Below are 21335 nucleotides of genomic sequence, written 5' to 3'. Positions count from 1 at the left end.
AAAACTTAGCAAACGCTTAACATCGTTATATAATATTTATTAGGGAGGTGTATGATGATTTTCATAGGAAGCCTGCAGCAGCTCGGCAGAGCATTTATGCTGCCGATGATTGTATTGCCGGGGGCGGCAATTTTTTTGAGTTTAAGCAAACTCCCCTGGGATTACATAGGACTGCCAGGCATGGAGGGTTATTTAGTAACGGCTAGTGAAACGATTTTTACGTTTCTGCCATATATATTTGCCCTGGGCATATCTCTAGGATTAACTGGAAATGCTCTCGCTGCCGGCATGGCTGCGCTGCTGGGCATGATCATTTATAGCGGTATTACGGGGACAGCAGAAGTTCCGATTGAACCAACCGTTCTTATTGGATCTCTAATCGGTATTTTGGCAGGTGTAAGTCATGAACGATTAAAGAGCTTAAAACTTCCGGAGTACATACAGTTTTTTGGAGGGCCTCGGTTCGTACCATTATTTGTTAGTTTTATTTCTTTGTTTTTCTCCATAGGTATGATAAGGTTCGCACCTTACTTGCAGCAAATGCTTATTAAGCTTGGTGAAATTGCTGCATCGGGTGGCGGCTTTGGTGTTTTTTTATACGGCTTCGTACATCGGATTTTGGTTGTTTTTGGCCTTCATCATTTAGTCAGTCATGTATTTTGGTTTCAAATCGGCAGCTATGAAACACCTGCTGGTAATATGGTGTATGGCGATTTGCCGCGCTTCTTTGCAGGAGACCCAACTGCCGGTGCGTTCATGGCGGGATTATATCCCACGATGATGTTCGCTTTGCCAGCTATCGCTTTCGCGATTATTCATGAAGCTCGCGAGGATTTAAAGCCCAAAATCCGAAAAACGTTTCTATACGCGGCATTAGCATCATTTCTAACCGGTGTAACCGAGCCGGTGGAGTTTGCGTTTTTGTTCGTGGCTCCTTATCTCTATGTCGTACATGCTATTCTGTCCGGCATTATTATGTGGCTGACCTACGAGCTAGGCATAAGGCACGGCTTCTCATTCTCGGCAGGGGCGATTGATTTCGCTATTAATGAGCATCTGGCAACGCGCGGGTGGCTCATCATACCGATTGGTATTGTAGTTGGCTTCGTTTATTATTTCTTATTTCGTTGGGCCATTCGCCGCTTCCGCATTCCGACACCCGGCCGCGAAGAAGGCTCGCAGCTTGACGAATGGGCAGGGGATATCCCTTATCGCGCTCCACTCATCTTGCAAGCCATTGGCGGCAAGCAAAATATTGAGAGGATGGAGTCATGCATTACGAGATTGCGGCTTAAAGTTTCGGACGAGAAGCTGCTTGATGTAAATGCTCTTCGAAATCTCGGAGCAGCAGGCGTAATTCGACTTGGAGGGGGACATGTTCAGGTTGTCTTCGGAACGTTTTCTGAGCTTATTCGCGAGGAAATGGTCAAAACCATACATCGCGACCAAGCACAGGTACTGTTCCATTCTCCTATGCAGGGACGCATGATTCCGCTCGAAGAGGTTCCGGATCCGATTTTTGCCGGCAAGCTTGTAGGGCAAGGCGTTGCCTTTATACCGGACAAAGGTGAACTTGTATCGCCAGTGAAAGGTAAAGTTATTCATATTTATCCGACTATGCATGCCATTGGCATATTAACGCCAGAGGGGCTAGAGGTGCTTCTGCATATCGGTATCGAAACGTCCAGACTCGCGGGCAAAGCTTATTTCAAGGCAGTCGTGAAAGAAGGCGACGAGGTGACGCCAGGCATGCTCCTCATTCAGTTTGACTTGCAACGAATCCGCAAGGAAAGCAAGTCGCTGGCTACACCAATGGTCATCACGAATTCTGATCTTGTACACTCATGGCGCTTCGCACCGTTCAAAGCGGTGAAAAAAGGACAGTCCTCGGTAATGTCAGTTGTACTGAAAGAGAGAAATAGTGGAGGGGAAACACAATGATTCAAGGTATAGGAGCGTCTGCAGGCATAGCGATTGGGAGATCGTTTGTGCTTCCTAATTGGGAGTGGGAGCTGCCGGAGCAAAAGATAGATGTTGCCGATTTTGCCCGCGAGTTCGAACGTGTGTACGAAGGCATTCGTACATCCAAGTCGGAAATTGAACAGATCAAGGATGATCTGAGAGATGTTGTCGGCTCGGAGGAAACCCATATATTCGATGCTCATATAGCCATTTTGGACGATCCTGTTTTTATGAATGAAATACAAGGCATCATCCAGCGTCAGTATAAAGCTGCTGAGGTAGCTGTTAAGGAAGCTATTGATCATTTTGTAACGATGTTTGATCTGCTGGATGATGAATATATGAAAGAAAGAGCTCTTGATATTAAGGATGTAGGAAACCGATTGCTGAAGCATTTGCTTGGCGCTCCAGAAATTACGCTGCCGTCGGATACACAGCCATTTATCCTCATCGCCAAAGAGCTTTCTCCTTCACAGCTTGCTCATATTAATCCAAAGCATGTGCTTGGCATTGTAACGCTTGCTGGAAGCACGACCTCACATTCCGCCATAATGGCGCGTGCATTAGGCGTGCCGCTTGTTGTGGGCGTTGAGCCGAAGCTTCCAGAGCCGATTCAAACAGGCCAAACCATAATTATTGACGGAAGTGATGGGTCGCTGTTCATCGATCCAGCGGAGCATATTATCGATGCCTATACCGAGCTTCACATTCGGCAAGAAGAGGCGAAGAAGAAGCTGCACGACATTGCACACCATATTTCCATCACCCCTGACGGCAAGACGTTGGAGCTAGCAGCAAATATCAGCTCTTACAAGGAGCTTGAAATTGCATTGTCGAGCGGAGCTCATGGCGTCGGCCTTTTCCGAACGGAGTTTTTGTATATGGATCGGCATCGTTTTCCAATGGAAGAGGAACAATTCGAGGTTTATCGCAGTGTAGCTGAGAAGCTTGGCGGCGAGCCACTCGTTATTCGTACTTTGGATGTTGGCGGTGACAAGCAGCTCGACTATTTCGAGCTTCCGGAGGAAGATAATCCATTCTTAGGCTATAGAGCTATTCGTATTTCGCTTGATCGACAAGATTTGTTCAAAACTCAGCTTCGCGCCATATTACGGGCAAGCTGCTACGGGCAGATCAAGCTGATGTTTCCGCTAATTTCTTCTGTTGACGAGGTAAGAGCAGCAATAGCGGTACTGAATGAGGCGAAGGGCGAGCTTGAGCAAGCAGGCATTCCTTATGACAGAAGCATGAAAATCGGAATTATGATTGAAGTGCCTGCCGCGGTCATGATTGCTGATTTGCTGGCGGAAGAGGTTGATTTCTTCAGTATTGGAACCAATGATTTAGTTCAATTTACATTAGCAGTGGATCGGATGAATGAAGAAATATCGCATTTATATGAGCCGTATCATCCTGCATTAATCCGTATGCTGCAGATGACGGTTGATGCCGCTAAACGAAAAGGGATTACGGTAGGTGTATGCGGAGAGCTGGCAGGTGATTTAAGAGCGCTGCCGATTTGGCTTAGCCTTGATGTAGATGAGCTTAGCATGTCCTCGCATTCCATACTGCTTGTGAAGGAAAGATTGCTTTGCACGACGCAGGAGGACAGCCGGGCTGTATATGAGAAGTTGTTCGGGTGTCGAACCAGTACCGAAATTTTAGAACATTTGAATGGCTTTATGAAGGCAATAGACCACAAAACAGCGAATGGTTAAACCATTCGCTGTTCTAATGCATCTACGAAAGCTTTGGCATACGGAGGGAGATCTGGCGGGCGTCTAGCAGATATGAGGTTCCCGTCTACGACGACTGCCTCATCAAACCATGTGGCGCCTGCATTTTCCATATCATCACGAATACCGGGTGTAGAGGTTACTTTACGCCCTTCTAAGATTTTTGCCGAGACTAGAACCCAGCCTGCGTGACAAATTTGACCAATCGGCTTATTAGCCGCATTTAGCTCTTGTACAAGCTGCAGTACTTTCGGATAACGGCGCAGCTTATCGGGAGCCCAACCTCCAGGTACAAGCAAACCGATGACATCCTCGCTGTTCACCTCATCAAAAGACAGATCAGCCACAGCTGGCACGCCATATTTGCCAATATGTTTTTTTCCTTTTTCCGGACCTGCATAAAGCACGGTAGCACCTGCTTCGCGAACACGGTAAACGGGATACCATAGCTCTAAATCTTCAAATTCGTCGTCCAGCAAGCAGATGACCGTTTTGTTTTGCAATGACACGCTATTCCCCTCCATCTATAAAATATCTCTATCATTGTAACGAAGGTGAAACGATGAAGCAAACAAACGCTGTCTATCCTTCATTTCGTTAGGTTAGACTTATCCGCCTGATGTGCGGAATAATTGTATCTTGTATCTGGGCGGCTATCTGGAGGTCCATTGCAGCGGTGTCTCCAATCGGCTGGATTTGGAGAATTATCTCCTCTTACTGGATCATACATATTCATTATTAGCCAGTTACAAGTAGCAAAAATTACATACAGAACGAAGCAGGGATTTTCGCGAAAAAGGTCGAATCATTTATATCATATAACTCTGTTAGAGATGCTCAACTGCTATAAGAAGGAGTGGACCATTTTGCACAAGCGGTGTCATTGTGGTGACATCATGAAGATGAAACTGCGCACAGTTATTTACTCAGGGAAGGTGGAAATCGATAACGTTCCGATCTACTCCTGCACGGCCTGCAACAGGAGTGAGGTATTTCCTGAGGTAAAACCAGATTTAACGGGATTGATCTCCCAGCTTGGAGCCGAGCCAGATAAACAAACTTTCCTTTTTAATGAATGCAATGAATGGGCAAATTTGTTGGTGGAGGCGAAGGCTGGCAAGGGCATGATGGACCAGCCTGCCGTAGAGAGATTGATTGAGAAACGAATCAACAAACTGCTGGATTTGTATTTGCTAGCCCAGTCGCTTAATGATGAAGCATGGATTCAAGATTTAAAGAAAAGACTAGAGCAATTAAGTAGGCGAACGCTGCGTACATAGAGGACTTGAACACACCCTTTATATATTCTTTTGAATAACTCATTAGTTATTCTGATGAATAATAGAGGGTGTCATTTTGTGTATACCTAGTTCAACGACATAGAAGTAAATTTCTTAATTCCAGAACTTCTCGTAATAATTATGTAAAATAAGGTAAAACATGACTTGTGAATAATTCATGAAAAATCAATGAAAGCTTGGAGTATCACGGTTTTTGCCGCCTTTTGTTTTGCGTTGCCAATCCCTTTATGCTATGATTACGTTAATATGTGGCGTACGTAAATAATAAATCTGAGCTAATGGAGAGAAGCAATGTGACGGTAACTATTTATGATGTAGCAAGAGAAGCAGGAGTGTCAATGGCTACGGTTTCTAGGGTTGTGAACAGCAATCCCAATGTGAAACCAGCAACAAGGAAGAAAGTATTTGAAGCAATTGAACGGCTAGGATATCGTCCGAACGCGGTAGCACGCGGTCTCGCAAGCAAGAAGACGACAACAGTAGGCGTAGTTATTCCCGATATCTCTAACGCTATTTTTGCAGAGGTAGCTCGCGGTATTGAAGATATTGCAAATATGTACCATTACAATATAATTTTGTGTAATGCCGATAAGAAGAAGGATAAAGAAATCCGTGTTATCAACACGCTATTGGAGAAACAGGTAGACGGATTGTTATTCATGGGCGGTGCAGTTACGGAAGAGCATCTGCAAGCTTTCAAAACAGCTAATGTTCCGATCGTATTATGCGCTACGTCAGACGAAAGCGGGCAAATTCCTTCTGTCGACATTAATCATGAGGAAGCGGCGTTTGATGCTGTTAAGCTGCTGCTCGAGCAAGGCCATAAACGAATCGCAATGATCAGCGGTACGCTTCAGGACCCATCAATCGGTTATGCGAGATTCCAAGGCTATAAGAATGCGCTGGAATCAGCTGGTATTGCATATGACGATACTTTAGTGCGGATTGGCAATTACCGTTATGAATCAGGTGCAGACGCGATGAAATATTTCATTGAGCTGGACGAGCGTCCGACAGCTGTATTTTCGGCAACGGATGAAATGGCGATTGGAGCTATTCACAGCATTCAGGATGCAGGCCTAAGAGTGCCTGACGATATCTCGGTCATTAGTGTTGATAATAGCCGTATGGCATCCATGGTCCGTCCGCAGCTTTCTGCTGTAGCTCAGCCGATGTATGATATCGGTGCGGTTTCAATGCGCTTGCTGACGAAACTGATGAAGAAGGAAAATGTTGACGAGTCCAAAGTCGTGCTTCCGCATGAGATAGTTCAACGTCAATCAGTCGGAGGAATATAGAAAAAATGTCGTTTGCTAAAATTGGAATTATAGGCGCTATGGCGGAAGAAATTGAATTGCTGCATGAGCATGTGGACGTAGTGTCTGAGATTACAAAAGCAGGAATAACGTATTACGAAGGCACGCTTCATGGCAAAGCCGTTATCTACTGCAAATCTGGTGTAGGCAAAGTCAATGCAGCTGTATGTACACAAATATTGCTTGATTTGGGCGCAGATTCTGTTCTGTTTACCGGTGTGGCCGGAGCAGTGGATCCGCAGTTGAACATAGGAGATATCGTGGTATCGACAAGCTGTATTCAGCATGACATGGATTGCTCGCCGCTTGGCTTTGCCCGCGGAACCATTCCATTTCACGTTAGATCAGAATTTCCTGCAGATGAACGATTAGTCGAGCTTGCTGCCGCAGCAAGCGAACGTCTCTTTTCTGGACGCAGTCTGAAAGGAAAAGTTCTGTCAGGCGATCAATTTATTGCAAGCCGCGAGACGGTCAAGCTGCTGCATGAAACGATGCAAGGCGCATGCGCAGAGATGGAAGGCGCTTCGGTGGCGCAAGTATGCGATATGAATGAAATTCCATTCGTTATTATTCGATCGATGTCTGACAAGGCGGATGGTTCAGCCCATGTGAATTTTTCGGAATTCACTGTGACGGCTGCCAATAACTCTTATCAGATTATTGATGATATTGTTCAGCACGCTTAATAAAACACCCAATAAAGAAAGCAACAGTATGGAGAAATTGTCCAAGCTGTTGCTTTTTTTTGTTGATTGGAGGCACCAAGCCCAACAGCATTCATAAATCTTGTATGGCAATGGCTTGGATAACTCTATTCTTCTCCGTTATTTCAGCGCGTCTCGGAATAGGCTCGATGCTGTTAATATCGTCGAGCCACTGCGGAGGGAGCTCAAAGGGGCTAATGGTGCTCCAATGTTTGAGCCAGCTCTCGGGCAGCGGCAGCTCTATGCCTGCAGCAATGGCTTCAGCTATGGGATGATTAATCATCGTAAGCCAAACGAGCGACCACGCTCTTGGCACCACGCGAAAAATATCATAGCCTCCTCCTCCGAGAGCAATCCATCGACCATCTGTATGCTCGTGTGCCAGCTCATGGATAATCGCTGGAATTTCAGCATAAATGCGCATGCTGCAATGAACATGGGAGAGTGGATCGAACACATGTGCATCGCAGCCGTGCTGGCTAATAATAACATCCGGTTTAAAAGCCGCTATCACTTTGCGAATCGTGACATTAAAGCTCTCCAGCCATGAATCGTCTTCCGTATAAGGCTCAAGCGGCACATTAAAGCACGCGCCAAAGCCATGATCAATACCCTTTTCATGCACAAATCCAGTTCCAGGAAACAGAAACTTGCCTGTTTCATGAATCGAGTAGGTGCAAACGTCTGGATCATCGTAAAAAACCCATTGCACACCATCTCCATGATGAACATCAGTGTCGATATACAACACGCGTGCGCCATACGTTTGTCGGATATGCTTGATAGCGACAGCTGCGTCATTGTATACGCAAAAGCCTGATGCGCGATCAGGAAAGGCATGATGAAGCCCTCCGGCAAGATGGTAGGCATGCTTGGCTCTTCCTGTCATAACCGCGTCAGCGGCTGCTACAGAGCCGCTGACGATCGTCATTGCTGCCTTGTGGATGCCAGGGAAATAAGGTGTATCCTCTGTATGCAGGCCGAATTGCTCTGCAACCGCATTGCCTTCCTCATAGCTATGCTGCTCGCTCAATTGTTTGACAGCATTGAAATAGTCAGTACGATGAACAAGTGAAAGCAGCTCCTCTTCTGAGTAAGCAGGGGGAGTTTCAAGCTGTTCCTCTTTCAAAGCATCCACTGCTTTAAGCAAATCGATTGTAATAGTAAGACGAAGAGGATCGAATGGATGCTCCTCACCAAATTTATATCCGTTTGAATTGAAATCATGTATGAAAACAGCATCAGACGCCATCCCTATCCTCCTAAAAGGTTTGCGAAGCAAACCTATCTTCGTAAGCATAAGCCAAGGTTTGCGAAGCAAACCTATCTTCGTAAGCGGTGCTTAATACATAAATCGTTGACGAAAGCGTACGCGGTCGAAATGCTCCACGGAGCTTAGCGGAACTTCCTTGCCAATTCGGACCATCAGGCAATTGGCCGGGTGGGAGCAAATCTCGGGATCATCAGTAGCGAACCAGACCATTCCGACAGATTTCATTAATTTTTCCATCATTTTACGATAGTCCCAAACATTCAGCTTTGTGCCTTCGAGATCCCAATGCCAATAATATTCAGTCGTAAAAATAATTACATTTTCCAGCTGCTCCTCTGCAAATGCGAGCTGTATCATTTTTTTGCCTATGCCGTAACCACGATAGTCATCGGCTACTTCAATGGCCCCAAGCTCGATAAGATCGACCATACCGCCTTCGGACCAGCGCTCCAGCTCATCTGCATAGTGAAATGTCACATAGCCGACGATGGTGTTTCCTTCACGAGCCAGAATGATTCGCCCTTCATCCAATCCGGCTATTTCAACAAGCGCTTCATGCTGCTCATGGGGTCTGCGAAATGCGTCCAACGACTTATGCATATTCATCCCGGCAAGTCTCTCGGGTGGAACAGGGCCTTCTATGATTAGCTCGCGGCTTGCGTCTAGAGCGAGCTGTTCTCGCTGCAAGCGCTTTCGATGTTCCAAGGCTCTACCCCCTTTGCCTATATAGTTCGGTCTGTTTGCACATCTCTAATATTGTTTATAACAAACATTTAGAGAAATGAAAAGCATAGTCGAATAGAAAAAAGTTATGCTATAATAGGTTTGGCGGTTTAAAGCCATTGGGAGCGCAACTGTTGTCAGCTTGTCTGCCTCAAGCTTGACTTGGTTTTGTAAGCGTATTCTCTTGGGTGATGATAGACAGATTTGATGGGAGAGTGACAATATGATCAACTTGCATCAGGAACGAATTCCAGCTACAGCAGCTAATCCAAATTTAAAAAATTACGAGGAAGCCGCAGGTTCGTTTGACTGGAATCAAATCGAGAGCCAATTTAGTTGGCACAGTACGGGTAAAGTGAATATGGCTTATGAAGCAATTGACCGTCACCTCGAGCAAGGCAGAGGGGACAAGATCGCACTTTATTACAGCGATAATGAACGGGATGAATCCTATACATTTGAGCAGCTCAGTAAGCAATCCAACCGATTCGCGAATGTGCTGCGCAAGCTGGGCATCAACAAGGGCGAGAGAGTGTTTATTTTTATGCCGAGAACGCCTGAGCTTTATTTCAGCGCACTAGGAGCTTTGAAGATCGGTGCTGTTGTAGGACCGTTATTCGAGGCATTCATGGAGACGGCGGTAAAGGATAGACTAAAAGACAGCGAAGCAACAGCGATTATAACAACTCCTGCTTTATTTAAACGAATTAAACGTGATGAGCTGCCTGACCTAAAGCATATTATTGTATTTGGTGAAGGCGTGCCGAAGGAAGAGGGCATTATTGATTTTGCCGAAGAGATGGCAGCTGCTTCCGACCAAGCTGAGATAGAATGGCTTGACCGCGAGGATGGTCTAATTTTACATTATACATCTGGCTCTACCGGTAAACCAAAGGGTGTTTATCATGTTCAGAATGCTATGGTGCAGCATAAGTATACAGGACAGATTGTGCTTGATCTGAAAGAGGATGATATTTACTGGTGTACAGCCGACCCAGGCTGGGTAACCGGTACCTCGTACGGCATATTCGGGCCATGGCTTAACGGCGTCACAAACGTCATTCGGGGCGGTCGCTTCAGCCCGAGCGATTGGTATAGCGTAATACAGAAATACGGCGTAACCGTCTGGTACAGCGCTCCTACGGCATTCCGGATGCTAATGGGAGCAGGAGACGATATTTCGCAGCAGTTTGATCTTTCCAGCCTGCGTCATGTGCTTAGTGTCGGAGAACCATTGAACCCAGAAGTAGTCCGTTGGGGTATGAAGGTTTATGGCCAGCGTATTCATGATACGTGGTGGATGACGGAAACAGGTGCGCAGCTTATTTGCAACTATCCGAGCATGGATATTAAGCCAGGTTCAATGGGTAAGCCATTGCCAGGCGTTAAGGCTGCCATTATTGACGATAACGGCAATGAGGCGCCGCCTTATCGAATGGGCAATTTAGCTATCCAGGTTCCTTGGCCAGCGATGATGCGCAAGGTTTGGAATAATCCTTCGAAGTACGAGGAATATTTTTACGTGAAGGGCTGGTATATTTCGGGCGATTCCGCATACATGGATGAAGACGGTTATTTCTGGTTCCAGGGACGTATTGATGATGTTATTAACACCGCTGGAGAGCGGGTGGGCCCGTTTGAGGTTGAAAGCAAGCTTGTCGAGCATCCAGCAGTTGCAGAGGCTGGAGTTATAGGTAAGCCAGACCCTATGCGCGGAGAAATTATTAAAGCATTCATTGCGCTTCGTGAAGGATATGAACCGTCCGATGAGCTTAAACAGGAAATTTCCCAATTCGTCAAAGTGGGCTTATCTGCCCACGCAGCACCACGAGAAATCGAGTTTAAGGATAAGCTTCCTAAGACGCGCAGCGGCAAAATTATGCGCAGGGTGCTAAAAGCCTGGGAGCTCAACTTGCCAACAGGTGATTTGTCTACAATTGAGGATTAAACCATCAGCATAATGTGAAAAGGGGCTGCCGCCCAAGGTCAATGGCCTTGGGCGGCAGCCCTATTTATACTTATGGCGGAAATGAGCTCATCCAACGAAGAAGGTTAACAATAAACTCCGTAAATGTTAACGTTGAAACAGTTCAATCCGTTCTCCGTCAGGACCTTCAACAAAGAAATATCGGTAACCATTCGGAAGCGTTGTAATCTCCTCGTCAATAAATGTAACGTCCAGCCCCTTTAAACGTTCAAACTCAGCTTGTACGTCGGTAACTGTTATAGCAAAATGATGAACCTTTCCCTCAACGGGAAGACTGTCGTTATAGCCTTGGATCAACTCAAGATCGGTCTCATCGTCTAGTCCGAATCCAAGAAAAGCCAACTCAATTACCCCATTGGTATGCGGCACCCTGCCCTTTAATTCAAAGCCCAATATGTCTGTGTAAAAAGGAATAGAAGTATTCATATCCTTCACCATAACGCCAACGTGATCAAGTCGCTTCTTACTCAATGTAATCGTTCCTCTCAAGTCTATTTGTTTTGAAATATATTATCATTAAATATGGAAGATTTCTATCATAAATAATATATTGTAAAAAATGGATTGACATTTAGTCAACCATATTTATAATTACTAGTAAATAGGTGGGAATAGTAAGGTAAAGGAGGCTTCCTTCTTGAATAAAAGGAAATTAGGCAGTAGCGAGCTTTCAACGTCCGTAATTGGATTCGGAGCTTGGGCTGCGGGCGCAGCCGGCTTAGAAGATGTGAAGGAAGAGCAGATAGAAGGAGCAATACGCAAAGCTTATGATTTGGGAATTACTTTGTTTGATACAGCACCTGCCTACGGGCTCGGATTAGCGGAACGAGTGCTGGGCAAAGTATTGAAGCCGATTCGCGAGAACGTCATTATTGCTGTCAAAGGCAGTTTAGCACGGAATGAGCACGGTTCTTCCAGCATTGATGCAGCATCAATGGATATTGTGCAAGAAGTAGAAGCTAGTTTACGCCTTTTAAAAACCGATTATATTGATTTGTATCAGGTATACTGGCCGGAATTTACAGGCAAGCAATCAGTGGATGAAATATTCGGAACACTTAACAAGCTAGTAGAGGAGGGGAAAATAAGGAGTATCGGGGTATCTGATTTCAATGTTCAGCAGCTAGTTACAGCTCAGTCAGTGAGCAATATTGTATCGCTGCAATCAGCGTATAATCTTTTTCAACGTAATGTGGAGCATGCAGCGCTTCCTTATACGAACCAGCAAAATATTGGTTTTATTGCCCGCAGCCCGCTGGCTCAGGGGCTATTAACAGGAAAATTTAATTATTTGACAAGACTGCCAAAGGCGGATGTACGATTACAATTTAATCCGTTATATTCCCACAAGCAGTTCATTAAAAATATAGTTATTATTGAGGCGTTTACCGGTATGGCTAGAGAGATAGGCAAACCGCTTAACCAAGTGGCGATCAATTGGCTATTGTATCGACCTAGTATTACAAGCGTTGTTGTTGGAGCGAAGACGAGCAAGCAGATTGAAGAAAATGCTGCAGCAGCAAGCTGGAGACTGTCCAGGGAAGACTATGAGCAAATTAGCCGATTGTTTGAAACGGATTCATCCTATATGATCTGAAACGAGAAACAGGCAGCATTCTCAGTAGAGAATGCTGCCTGTCTGTTGATTAATTAACTGTTACTTTTGACGAAGCGGTTGATTGGCCTTTATCATTTTCGGATGTAATATAGAAGGTTCCCGTAATGAGAGGGGCCACATATTCATAGCTCGTTTCAGCGGTAAATGCGATTTTTGTATATTGCCCATCGTTATTGGAGCTGTAATAAATATGATACTGTGTCACCTGATCAGAAACACTGTTAGGCGTCCAGCTTAGGCGTACGCTAAGATCTGTTTTCTCTGCCTGCAAGCCTGTTGGAGCGGAAGGGAGACCTGAAACGGCTTCATTTCCACCTGGCTCTGTGCCTTCATCCGACGGATCAGGCAGGATTGGCACGTTTCCGTATTTCATGATTTGGCTTGGTGCCGATTCATTGCCAACAACATCGACTGCCGTAACATAAAATGAATAGTTTTGCGAGCTGGATGCCGTAAACTTCATTTTCTTTTCCTGACCTACAAGGATCGAGGAGCCTTGTTTCTCGAAAGCGCCTTGGTTAACCGATCTGTATACGCGGTAGCCAACAACATCATTAGCCGAGCTATCGCTAAATATGAGAACGAGCTCGCCGTCTGCTGCTTGCAGCTTAACGCTTGCCGGCGGTGGTGGAACGGCTCCGTCATCCGTTCGTGGATCGGGCTTGGATGGTGCATTCGTAGCTGCATCAGCCGGCAAATAGATAGACATAGGTCGTCTGCTGCTGGCAGGCAATTTTTCTTGTGCGGCTTCAATTTCATCCATCAATGCATCTAGCGGTTTTTTTCGTTTCACTACAATTTTTTCTTGCACCATATCGAGTGGAGTAGCAGGATTTGGTACGTAGTTAACGCCATTGAAAGAGATATAAGGCATGCTTACAAGGGCGTCATCTATTTTTGTTGGGATATATTTCTGGTTAAACCAATCGGTTACGAGCATCCCGGATTCCTTCGTTAATTGACTTGGAAGCAATCCGCTCGCTGTTGATACTGTCGCTTTAACGATGCCCTCAGGACGTTCAAAGGAATCGGTTACGAACATTTCAGGTTTTGTATCGGTTAATTTATTCATAATAAGCGCCCAAATGGAGCGAGCTCTTGCTTTACCTTTCTCACTTAAGGAGTTAATCTGCTCCTCATAACCAGCCCATACGCCTAGGGTAATGTCAGGTGTGAAGCCCATAAACCAAACATCGCCATAGCTTTGGGTTGATCCTGTTTTACCGGCAATCGGAATTTTGCCGTATTTATCGAATTGGCTAGTTAGCTTGTAGCCTGAACCGGATTTATCAGAGATAACCGTTCTAAGCATATCCGTCATTAGAAAAGCACTTTGCTCCGAGAATACGCGTTTCGGTTCTGTTTTATGCTCGTAAACAATTTTCCCGTTAGCGTCTGTAATGCGTGAAATCATATATGCATCATTGAAAACGCCTTTATTCGGAATGGAGCCGTAAGCGTTGGTGAGCTCCTCAACGGATACTCCAATGCTAAGTCCGCCGATAACGCCAGTTTGAGCATAAGCATCCTCTGGCTGCAATGTTGTAATACCAAGCTTTTTGACGAATTCCCAAGCATTCTCGATTTTGACTTCGTCGTTAAAGATTTTTAGAGCAGGCAGGTTTAACGAGCGGTTTAACGCTTCCCGAGCCGTTACGAGTCCTGCGAATTTTTTGGTAACGTTCATCGGGATATGGAATCCCTTTTGACCGTCCTTCATTACGATCGGAGCATCATCAATAATGCTGGCTGGCTGTATAATACCTTGCTCGATTGCAGGCAAATACGCAGCAATGGTCTTCATAGTGGAGCCAGGCTGGCGAGTCATTTGAGTAGCATAATTGAGCTGCTCTTCATAAAAGTCGCGCCCCTCCAGCATGCCCACAATCGCCCCGGTTTTATGGTCTAGCATGACCGCAGCGATCTGTTCCAGACCCTTCTCTTCGCTGAATGGGCTGAAATTTTCTTCATTCGTTCCAATTTCATGCATAAGCTTATATATATCCTTGTCTATTGTTGTGTAGACATGGTAACCGCCGCGAAGCAGATGATCGCGTGCTTCTTCAATTAGAGGTGCGTTTTCTTTTTTGCGCAAATCAGCAGTCGTCAAGGTCGGGTCCTGCTGCATAAGCAGAATCTCAGCGGCCTGGCGCTCCGATTCAAGCATCAAATAAGGATAGGTAGTGTAGGCTTTCACACTAGGTGCAGCCAAAGTCTTTCTAATATCGAATTTCAGCGCTTCATCATATTCCTGTTGAGTGATTCGACCTGTTTCGAACATGCGCTTCAATACGGTCTTCTGACGGCCTAGAGCCAGTTCGAAGCCTTTCTCATTGAATTGTCCTTTGCCGGTATAAGCTGTGTAGGCGGAAGGACGCTGAGGAAGCCCGGCTAAATAAGCCGACTGTGCGATATTAAGCTTATTCAAATCGGTAACATTGAAAATTCCTTTGGCAGCCGATTTAATACCAAATAAATTGTATCCGCTTGAACCGTTACCGAATGGAACCTTGTTCAAATATGCTGCTAAAATTTCTTCTTTGGTTAAGTAGCGTTCCATGCGCAATGCCAAAAATATTTCTTTGATTTTGCGGCTGTCCGTTTTGTCCAAATTGAGGAAAACACGGCGGGCAAGCTGTTGGGTTAGCGTACTTCCTCCGGTTTGTGTATCTTCATTAAGAAGCTTCTGCTTCACAGCGCGGCCGAGACCGTTAATGTCTACGCCTTTATGCTCCTTAAAATTGTTGTCCTCGATTCCGAGAACTGCATTGATAACTTGAGGCGGTAAATCATTGTATGTAATGATCATTCGGTCCTCAGAGGTTCTTAATTGTCCAACCAACGTTTCATCATTAAAGTAGACAAAACCAGTTATCGCATTTTCCCCGACCTTTTCTTCAATTAAAGTACGAGGTCTTATTTCTTCATTTTTCACGTTGGCCGCAACATAGCCGGTTACCGCTCCTCCGGCAAGCAATCCAATGAAGATTGCAAAATAAACCATCCATTTTACAGTAATAAAAGTTATAAATCCGAATGTTCGCCATTTGCTTCGTTTGGCTGGCGACGGTTGACGTTCTTCTGACATCCTAATGACTCCTCCTCCAAATTGCAGACCTATTATAACATAAATCACAAAAGTAGTAAGCAGGCTTTAACTTGATTGATTTCTTGTGAAATCCGGTGTGTGGTGAGAACATCTGATACGCTGCATGTTCTATGACTGATTTATTATCCTTTGGGGCTGGAAATGGTTTTTTTATGTCTATATAGACGCAGGCAAGGAGGAAAAAGTTCTACAATACTTACGATGATTTATTAGAACGACAGCTTGACTATATCCGAAGAGGCGAGAGGGCATACCGTAAGAAGAGCTGGATAACCGCGGTTTCCATATTGTGCCGCTATTGACAGTGCGTGGCTAACAGCATACGATCAGTGAAGCAGGAGACAGCGTTCAGCTGGGCGCTGTGCGTTTGAATATGTGGATTAAACAGTTTCAAATGATTGTTAACTAGTTAACATTCAACAAGTTTAATTTTTTGGAAACATAATCCCAATTGCTGCGTAATAAATAAGGAAGCAATAACAGGATATGGATTCCGAGAGAGGAGGAGGAAGTTGGAAACATTATTTCTGGCTTGTTTAACTGGCGGAATTCTTTATGCAATCATTAGTATTGTTTTCGGTGATTGGCTGGGCCAGGTGTTTGACGGAGCGCTTGAATTCTTGTCCCTTGACGCTCATTCCTGGCTGTCACCTACTGCACTAGTTGGAAGCATTACGGTATTCGGAGGCGCGGGGATTTTGCTCACGCGCTACAGTACGTTCGGAGCTGCTGTCATTGTTATGCTAGCGCTGTTAATCGCGATAATTGCAGCCATTGCTATGTTTTTCTTGTATATTAAGCCAATGGAGCAAAGTGAAAATTCCATTGCATTCTCAATGCAAACAATGTCTGGTATGCTTGCTGAAGTTCTGACGCCCATCCCAGCTTCCGGATATGGCGAGGTTTTGGTTAAGGTGGGGGCGGGCTTTACCAATCAAATTGCCGCAAGCTTCGAGGGGGTGGATATTGCGGGCGGAAGCCAGGTCGTTGTCGTAGAAGTGAAGGACAGCACACTTTATGTATCGGAAATCAGTTTATAGCGAATAAATCATGGAGAGGAGAGTTTTGTATATGGAAGATTATTTCGTAATCCCTGCAATCGTTATCGGTGTAATTATCGTGCTAGGCCTTGCATTCTGGGCTCGCTACAGGACTGTTAGTCCAGATGAAGCGATGCTCGTAACGGGCTCGTTTCTCGGTTCAAGAAATGCGAGCACCGACGAATCTGGCCGTAAAGTGAAAATTATAAGAGGAGGCGGCGCATTTATACTGCCGATCTTCCAGAAAGCCGAGTATCTTTCATTACTATCTCATAAGCTGGATGTATCTACTCCAGAAGTCTATACGGAGCTAGGCGTTCCGGTTATGGCTGATGGCGTAGCCATTATTAAAATTGGCGGCGCTATTGAGGATGTGGCGACAGCTGCCGAACAATTTCTAGGAAAACCGACAGAAGCTCTAAAAAGTGAGGCACAAGAGGTGCTGGAAGGCCATTTGCGTGCTATTCTCGGCTCCATGACCGTCGAAGAAGTATATCGCAACCGCGATAAATTTGCGCAAGAGGTTCAAAGTGTAGCTGCGAAGGACTTGAAGAAGATGGGGCTGCAAATCGTTTCATTCACCATTAAAGATTTGCGTGACAAGCATGGATACTTAGATGCGCTTGGTAAACCCCGCATTGCTGCAGTCAAGCGTGATGCTGAGATTGCGGAAGCGGAAGCAGTGCGTGATGCTCGAATTCAGAAAGCGCTCGCAGCAGAAGCCGGTCAAAAGGCGGAGCTTGTACGCGACACAAACATAGCAGAAGCAGAGAAAGAAAGAGAAATGAAGGTCGCTTCATTTAAAAAAGACCAAGATACGGCAAAAGCAGAAGCGGATCAAGCATACGCTATTCATGAGGCTCGTGCCAAGCAAAACGTGGTAGAGGAACAGATGAAGGTAGAGCTTGTACGCAAAGAGCGTGAGATTGATCTGGAAGGCAAGGAAATATTACGGCGCGAGAAGCAATATGACGCTGAGGTGAAGAAAAAAGCGGATGCGGACCGTTATGCTGTTGAGCAAGCTGCTGAAGCGAACAAGGCAAAGCTTCTTCGTGAAGCAGATGCATTGCAGTATCGGATTGAAGCAGAAGCGAAAGCACATGCCGCTCAGAAGCGTCTGGACGGTCTGGCCGTTGCAGAAGCAGAGAGAGCGAAAGGTACAGCAGAAGCGGATGTTATCCGTCTTCGTGGTCTTGCGGAAGCGGAAGCGAAAGAAAAGCTGGCAGAAGCATTCGCGAAGTTCGGAGAAGCGGCTGTACTCGATATTATTGTGAAAATGCTGCCTGAGCTTGCTGAGAAAGTCGCTCAGCCGATTAGCAATATTGACAAGCTTACTATTGTAGATACAGGAAATGGGGAAGGTGCAGCACGGTTAAGCAACTACGTTACTTCCTTGATGTCTACTGCTCCGGAAATGCTGAAGAGTGTTTCAGGAATTGATGTTAATGCTCTAATTAAGGGATTGACGTCAAAAGCAATAACACCGCATACGCCTGTAACCAAGCCAGCAGAGCTTGCAGTAGCGCCAACGCCTCCTAATCTACCGGATTTATCTTAAATTCATAAAAAAAACCCTTGAACCGAATGGTTCAAGGGTTTTTCCGTTATTAGCGGCTGTAGAATTCGACGATTTGTTTCTCGTCGATTTCTTGTGAAAGCTCACCACGGTCAGGAAGACGAAGGAATTTACCTTCCATAGCGTCTGCGCTGAATTCCAAGTAGTTCGGAAGGTGATGACGACCTTCCATAGCTTCTTTGATTGTTTTCAGGCCACGGCTGCGCTCGCGCAAACCGATTACATCGCCAAGAGAAACGCTGTAAGAAGCGATATCCACTTTCTTGCCGTTTACAGTTACGTGACCATGTGCTACCAACTGACGAGCTCCTGCACGTGAGTTGGAAAGGCCAAGACGGTAAACCAAGTTGTCAAGACGGCTTTCAAGGAGGCCCATGAAGTTTTCACCGGCTTTACCTTTCATTTTTGCCGCTTTGTCAAACAAGTTGCGGAATTGTTTTTCGTTCAAACCGTACATATGGCGAAGTTTTTGTTTTTCTTGCAATTGAACGCCATAGCCGCTCATTTTTCTGCGTTGGTTAGGTCCGTGTTGACCTGGTGGAAATGCGCGTTTTGCTAGTTCTTTACCTGTTCCGCTCAAAGAAATTCCAAGGCGGCGGCTTAATTTAAATTTAGGTCCTGTATAACGTGACATACGTAAGATTAACTCCTTCATCAAATAAATTTGTGAATGGGAATGTGTTTCGCCGAATACGTTCAACGTCCGAGCAAGCTCGTCCCTGTGAGGCTAGTCAGCCGCTGGCCTACAGTGAACGTATTTCATGAGGGTGACACAAAACCGTACGCCCATCTATCCATCAATAAATAATAATGAAATTTACGACGAATGTCAAGGTTCATGTATGAAAATATATCAGAAGAAATACGAGTCGTAAGACCTATATTTATTGTGGATAGTAGTGCAATATTCTCAAAAATGAAGTATGATAATTTTATTATTACGTGTTTTTGAGAAACTCATCTCCTTGATTGACAGATGGAAGGGTTGGGTGTTGCATGGATGATCAAAAGACGAGCAATTTTGCAAATCATATAACATCAACTATCGATGAATCTACTTCGGATATTCCTTCGATTTGGTTTGAGAGTGAAGATATCAACGATGCGGACGAGCCTCTCCTGCCGCCATTGCTCGAAGCAAGCTTTCGTCAGTGGGCCGAACAAGCCACAGGAATAGCTTTATTCCAATCTGGGGAGTTTGTATTGTTCAACAAGGAGGCTCGTGAACTTGCAAAGGCAGGACAAGCTGCCGCGATGAATGTTGCAGAGCGTGAAGATGTTCTGAACCGCGTTGTGGCAAGCGTTCTGAACAACGCCGAGATGCACACCTTTGAAACAGACTCCTTTTTTGCAGCAGCAGTGCCAGTTCGAAGGCGCAATGATGGTGCTGTATTTAGTGTTTTTGCCTTTATATCGACGGCTGGTTCAAATCATGCCTCAGAAGCGGTACATATGTGTGGGCTCCATTTCAATCAATGCTTTTATCGGAATTTCGAGATGCTCTATGTAAGGGATTTACTGCTTCAGCAGCAGCGTTCGGAGAAGGATGCGAGCAGGAGAAATGAATTGTTCCAGGCAGCTAAGCTGCTTTATGATCAAATCGACGTTTCATCCGTACTTTCGGAATTGCTTCGCAGCTTAGAGGAGCTCTACCCCAGCTCGGAGGTTCATTTATATTTATCCCAAGATCATTTAAACGGCGATCCGCGTGTGAAGCCGCTTGTATTCAAGAATGCGGAGCATGATCTTGTTGCTAAAGCTTTCTTAAATGGAAAATCAGTAACGGAGCATAATCGGGACGGATCGATACGGCTTGCAGTTCCGATGACAGGCAAACAGGCGGCTTATGGCGTGCTCTGCATGTCGATCGGTCCCGGCAAATGGGATGAACGGGATTTACCGGCCTTTATGCTGTTAGCAGACACTTCAGGCTCGGCCTTCGAGAATGCGAAATTGTATGAACAATCTAATTTGCTTATCAATGAGCTTCGTCTAATTAATGAGCTTACGAAGCGATTAAACCAATCACTGCGGCTGAAGGAAATTTTTCAATTTGCAACAAGCGAGCTTTTAACAATCTTTGAAGCTGACTTTTGCTGCGTGCTGCAGTTGAATAAGGAAAAAAATCAATTTGTTGTGATGTCCAGCAACTTCCCAGACTTAACTAGCGAGAAATTTTCTCCGGAATATGGCTTCTGCGGCATGGTCTACCGAACAAAAGAGCCGCTCATCATTTCAGACTATTGGCATACACGAGTCGTTACCTCCAAGCTAATGGACAATACGGGTTCGAGATCGCTTATTGCAGCGCCTATTTTGGTTGATGGAGCTGTTGTTGGTGTCATTCTCGTTACTCATAAGGCGTCGAACTTTTTCTCCTACGATAATTATAAGCTTCTACAGGTAATGAGCACACATATTGGACTTGCTGTCACGAATGCTTCTTTGCATGCTGAGGTACGCAGAATGGTCATAACCGATAATCTTACTGGCTTGCATGCACGGCATTATTTGAACGAGCAAATACAGACCAGGCAGCGCATCGACCCATTCGGTTCGCTCATTCTCGTTGATATCGATTATTTCAAACGAGTCAATGATACCTTTGGTCATCAGGTTGGCGATCAAATCTTGATTCAAGTAAGCAACATTATTCGATCTTCGATTAGACAAGGCGATATTGCGGCACGCTGGGGTGGCGAAGAGCTGGCTATTTATTTGCCGGGCATTAGAGCAGAACAAGCCTATCGCATTGCCGAGCGAATTCGATTGCACGTCGAAGAGGAGACGGCTCCCATTGTAACGGTATCTTGTGGAGTTTCGGAATGGACTTTCGAGAATGAGAAAATAAGTGTAGAGTCGCTATTTTACCGGGCGGATATGGCGCTGTATGAAGCGAAGAATAACGGAAGAAACTGTATATTCGTAGGCAAATGCTAAGTGATGAATATGCCATTATTCGAATAGAGAACTTTTACATAAGGACGCCG

General features: G+C 45.3%; 16 protein-coding genes. 10 read left to right on the top strand and 6 right to left on the bottom strand.

The window, feature by feature from the left end:
- Positions 1-54: 54 nt before the first annotated feature.
- The gene (locus tag CEF13_RS17380; RefSeq protein WP_102712400.1) at positions 55-1941 is read left to right on the top strand and encodes a glucose PTS transporter subunit IIA; all 1887 of its coding nucleotides are present in this window, start codon (positions 55-57) and stop codon (positions 1939-1941) included.
- A complete protein-coding gene (ptsP, locus tag CEF13_RS17375) occupies positions 1938-3680 on the top strand; it encodes a phosphoenolpyruvate--protein phosphotransferase (RefSeq protein ID WP_102712398.1) in 1743 nt (580 codons plus the stop codon). The genes CEF13_RS17380 and ptsP overlap by 4 nt, the downstream gene beginning before the upstream one ends.
- On the opposite strand, the gene CEF13_RS17370 is transcribed toward ptsP, so the two are convergent.
- Positions 3677-4207 (bottom strand): type 1 glutamine amidotransferase domain-containing protein, encoded by a 531-nt coding sequence (locus CEF13_RS17370; RefSeq protein ID WP_244917090.1) that lies wholly within the window; start codon positions 4205-4207, stop codon positions 3677-3679. The two genes, ptsP and CEF13_RS17370, sit on opposite strands and share 4 nt — an antisense overlap.
- A 387-nt stretch (positions 4208-4594) precedes the next feature.
- Between CEF13_RS17370 and CEF13_RS17365 the strand changes: the two genes are divergently transcribed.
- From CEF13_RS17365 to CEF13_RS17355, 3 genes are all read left to right on the top strand, one after another.
- Positions 4595-4978 (top strand): hypothetical protein, encoded by a 384-nt coding sequence (locus CEF13_RS17365; protein ID WP_341806247.1) that lies wholly within the window; start codon positions 4595-4597, stop codon positions 4976-4978.
- A 314-nt stretch (positions 4979-5292) separates the two neighbouring features.
- Positions 5293-6297: a catabolite control protein A gene (gene ccpA / locus CEF13_RS17360; protein ID WP_102712394.1), complete on the top strand. Its 1005-nt coding sequence runs from the start codon at positions 5293-5295 to the stop codon at positions 6295-6297.
- Positions 6298-6302: 5 nt separating this feature from the next.
- Entirely contained in the window at positions 6303-7001 is a 699-nt protein-coding gene (locus CEF13_RS17355; protein WP_102712392.1) for a 5'-methylthioadenosine/adenosylhomocysteine nucleosidase, read from the top strand.
- A 91-nt stretch (positions 7002-7092) separates the two neighbouring features.
- Here CEF13_RS17355 and CEF13_RS17350 read toward each other — a convergent pair whose 3' ends face one another.
- On the bottom strand, positions 7093-8271 hold the full coding sequence (locus CEF13_RS17350; RefSeq protein WP_102712390.1) for an acetoin utilization protein AcuC: 1179 nt from the start codon (positions 8269-8271) through the stop codon (positions 7093-7095).
- 90 nt (positions 8272-8361) lie between these two features.
- Positions 8362-8997, bottom strand: coding sequence for a GNAT family N-acetyltransferase (locus tag CEF13_RS17345; protein ID WP_243864344.1), 636 nt, complete (start codon positions 8995-8997; stop codon positions 8362-8364).
- Positions 8998-9238: 241 nt separating this feature from the next.
- On the opposite strand from CEF13_RS17345, the gene acsA reads away from it, so the two are divergent.
- The gene (acsA, locus tag CEF13_RS17340; protein WP_102712388.1) at positions 9239-10963 is read left to right on the top strand and encodes an acetate--CoA ligase; all 1725 of its coding nucleotides are present in this window, start codon (positions 9239-9241) and stop codon (positions 10961-10963) included.
- Between the two features lie 126 nt (positions 10964-11089).
- Here the strand turns inward: acsA and CEF13_RS17335 are convergent, their stop codons facing one another.
- Positions 11090-11473, bottom strand: a complete 384-nt coding sequence (locus tag CEF13_RS17335) for a VOC family protein (protein ID WP_102712386.1) — start codon at positions 11471-11473, stop codon at positions 11090-11092.
- 166 nt (positions 11474-11639) lie between these two features.
- Here CEF13_RS17335 and CEF13_RS17330 point away from each other — a divergent pair, with 166 nt between their 5' ends.
- Complete coding sequence (locus CEF13_RS17330; protein WP_102712383.1) at positions 11640-12599, top strand: aldo/keto reductase; 960 nt, start codon at positions 11640-11642, stop codon at positions 12597-12599.
- A gap of 49 nt (positions 12600-12648) precedes the next feature.
- On the opposite strand, the gene CEF13_RS17325 is transcribed toward CEF13_RS17330, so the two are convergent.
- Entirely contained in the window at positions 12649-15708 is a 3060-nt protein-coding gene (locus CEF13_RS17325; protein WP_102712381.1) for a transglycosylase domain-containing protein, read from the bottom strand.
- 533 nt (positions 15709-16241) lie between these two features.
- Here CEF13_RS17325 and CEF13_RS17320 point away from each other — a divergent pair.
- Both CEF13_RS17320 and CEF13_RS17315 read left to right on the top strand, forming a co-directional pair.
- A complete protein-coding gene (locus CEF13_RS17320; protein ID WP_102712379.1) occupies positions 16242-16769 on the top strand; it encodes an NfeD family membrane protein in 528 nt (175 codons plus the stop codon).
- 31 nt (positions 16770-16800) lie between these two features.
- Positions 16801-18327, top strand: coding sequence for a flotillin lipid rafts scaffold protein FloT (locus CEF13_RS17315; protein ID WP_102712376.1), 1527 nt, complete (start codon positions 16801-16803; stop codon positions 18325-18327).
- Positions 18328-18376: 49 nt separating this feature from the next.
- On the opposite strand, the gene rpsD is transcribed toward CEF13_RS17315, so the two are convergent.
- The gene (rpsD, locus tag CEF13_RS17310; RefSeq protein ID WP_102712374.1) at positions 18377-18979 is read right to left on the bottom strand and encodes a 30S ribosomal protein S4; all 603 of its coding nucleotides are present in this window, start codon (positions 18977-18979) and stop codon (positions 18377-18379) included.
- A 362-nt stretch (positions 18980-19341) separates the two neighbouring features.
- On the opposite strand from rpsD, the gene CEF13_RS17305 reads away from it, so the two are divergent.
- Complete coding sequence (locus tag CEF13_RS17305) at positions 19342-21285, top strand: sensor domain-containing diguanylate cyclase (RefSeq protein ID WP_102712372.1); 1944 nt, start codon at positions 19342-19344, stop codon at positions 21283-21285.
- Positions 21286-21335 lie beyond the last annotated feature (50 nt).

It is taken from the genome of Paenibacillus castaneae (assembly GCF_002884445.1).
Taxonomy (GTDB): Bacteria; Bacillota; Bacilli; order Paenibacillales; family Paenibacillaceae; genus Pristimantibacillus; species Pristimantibacillus castaneae.
Note: the sequence above shows the minus strand (reverse complement) of the source record. Positions and strands in the feature narration are given on the sequence as shown.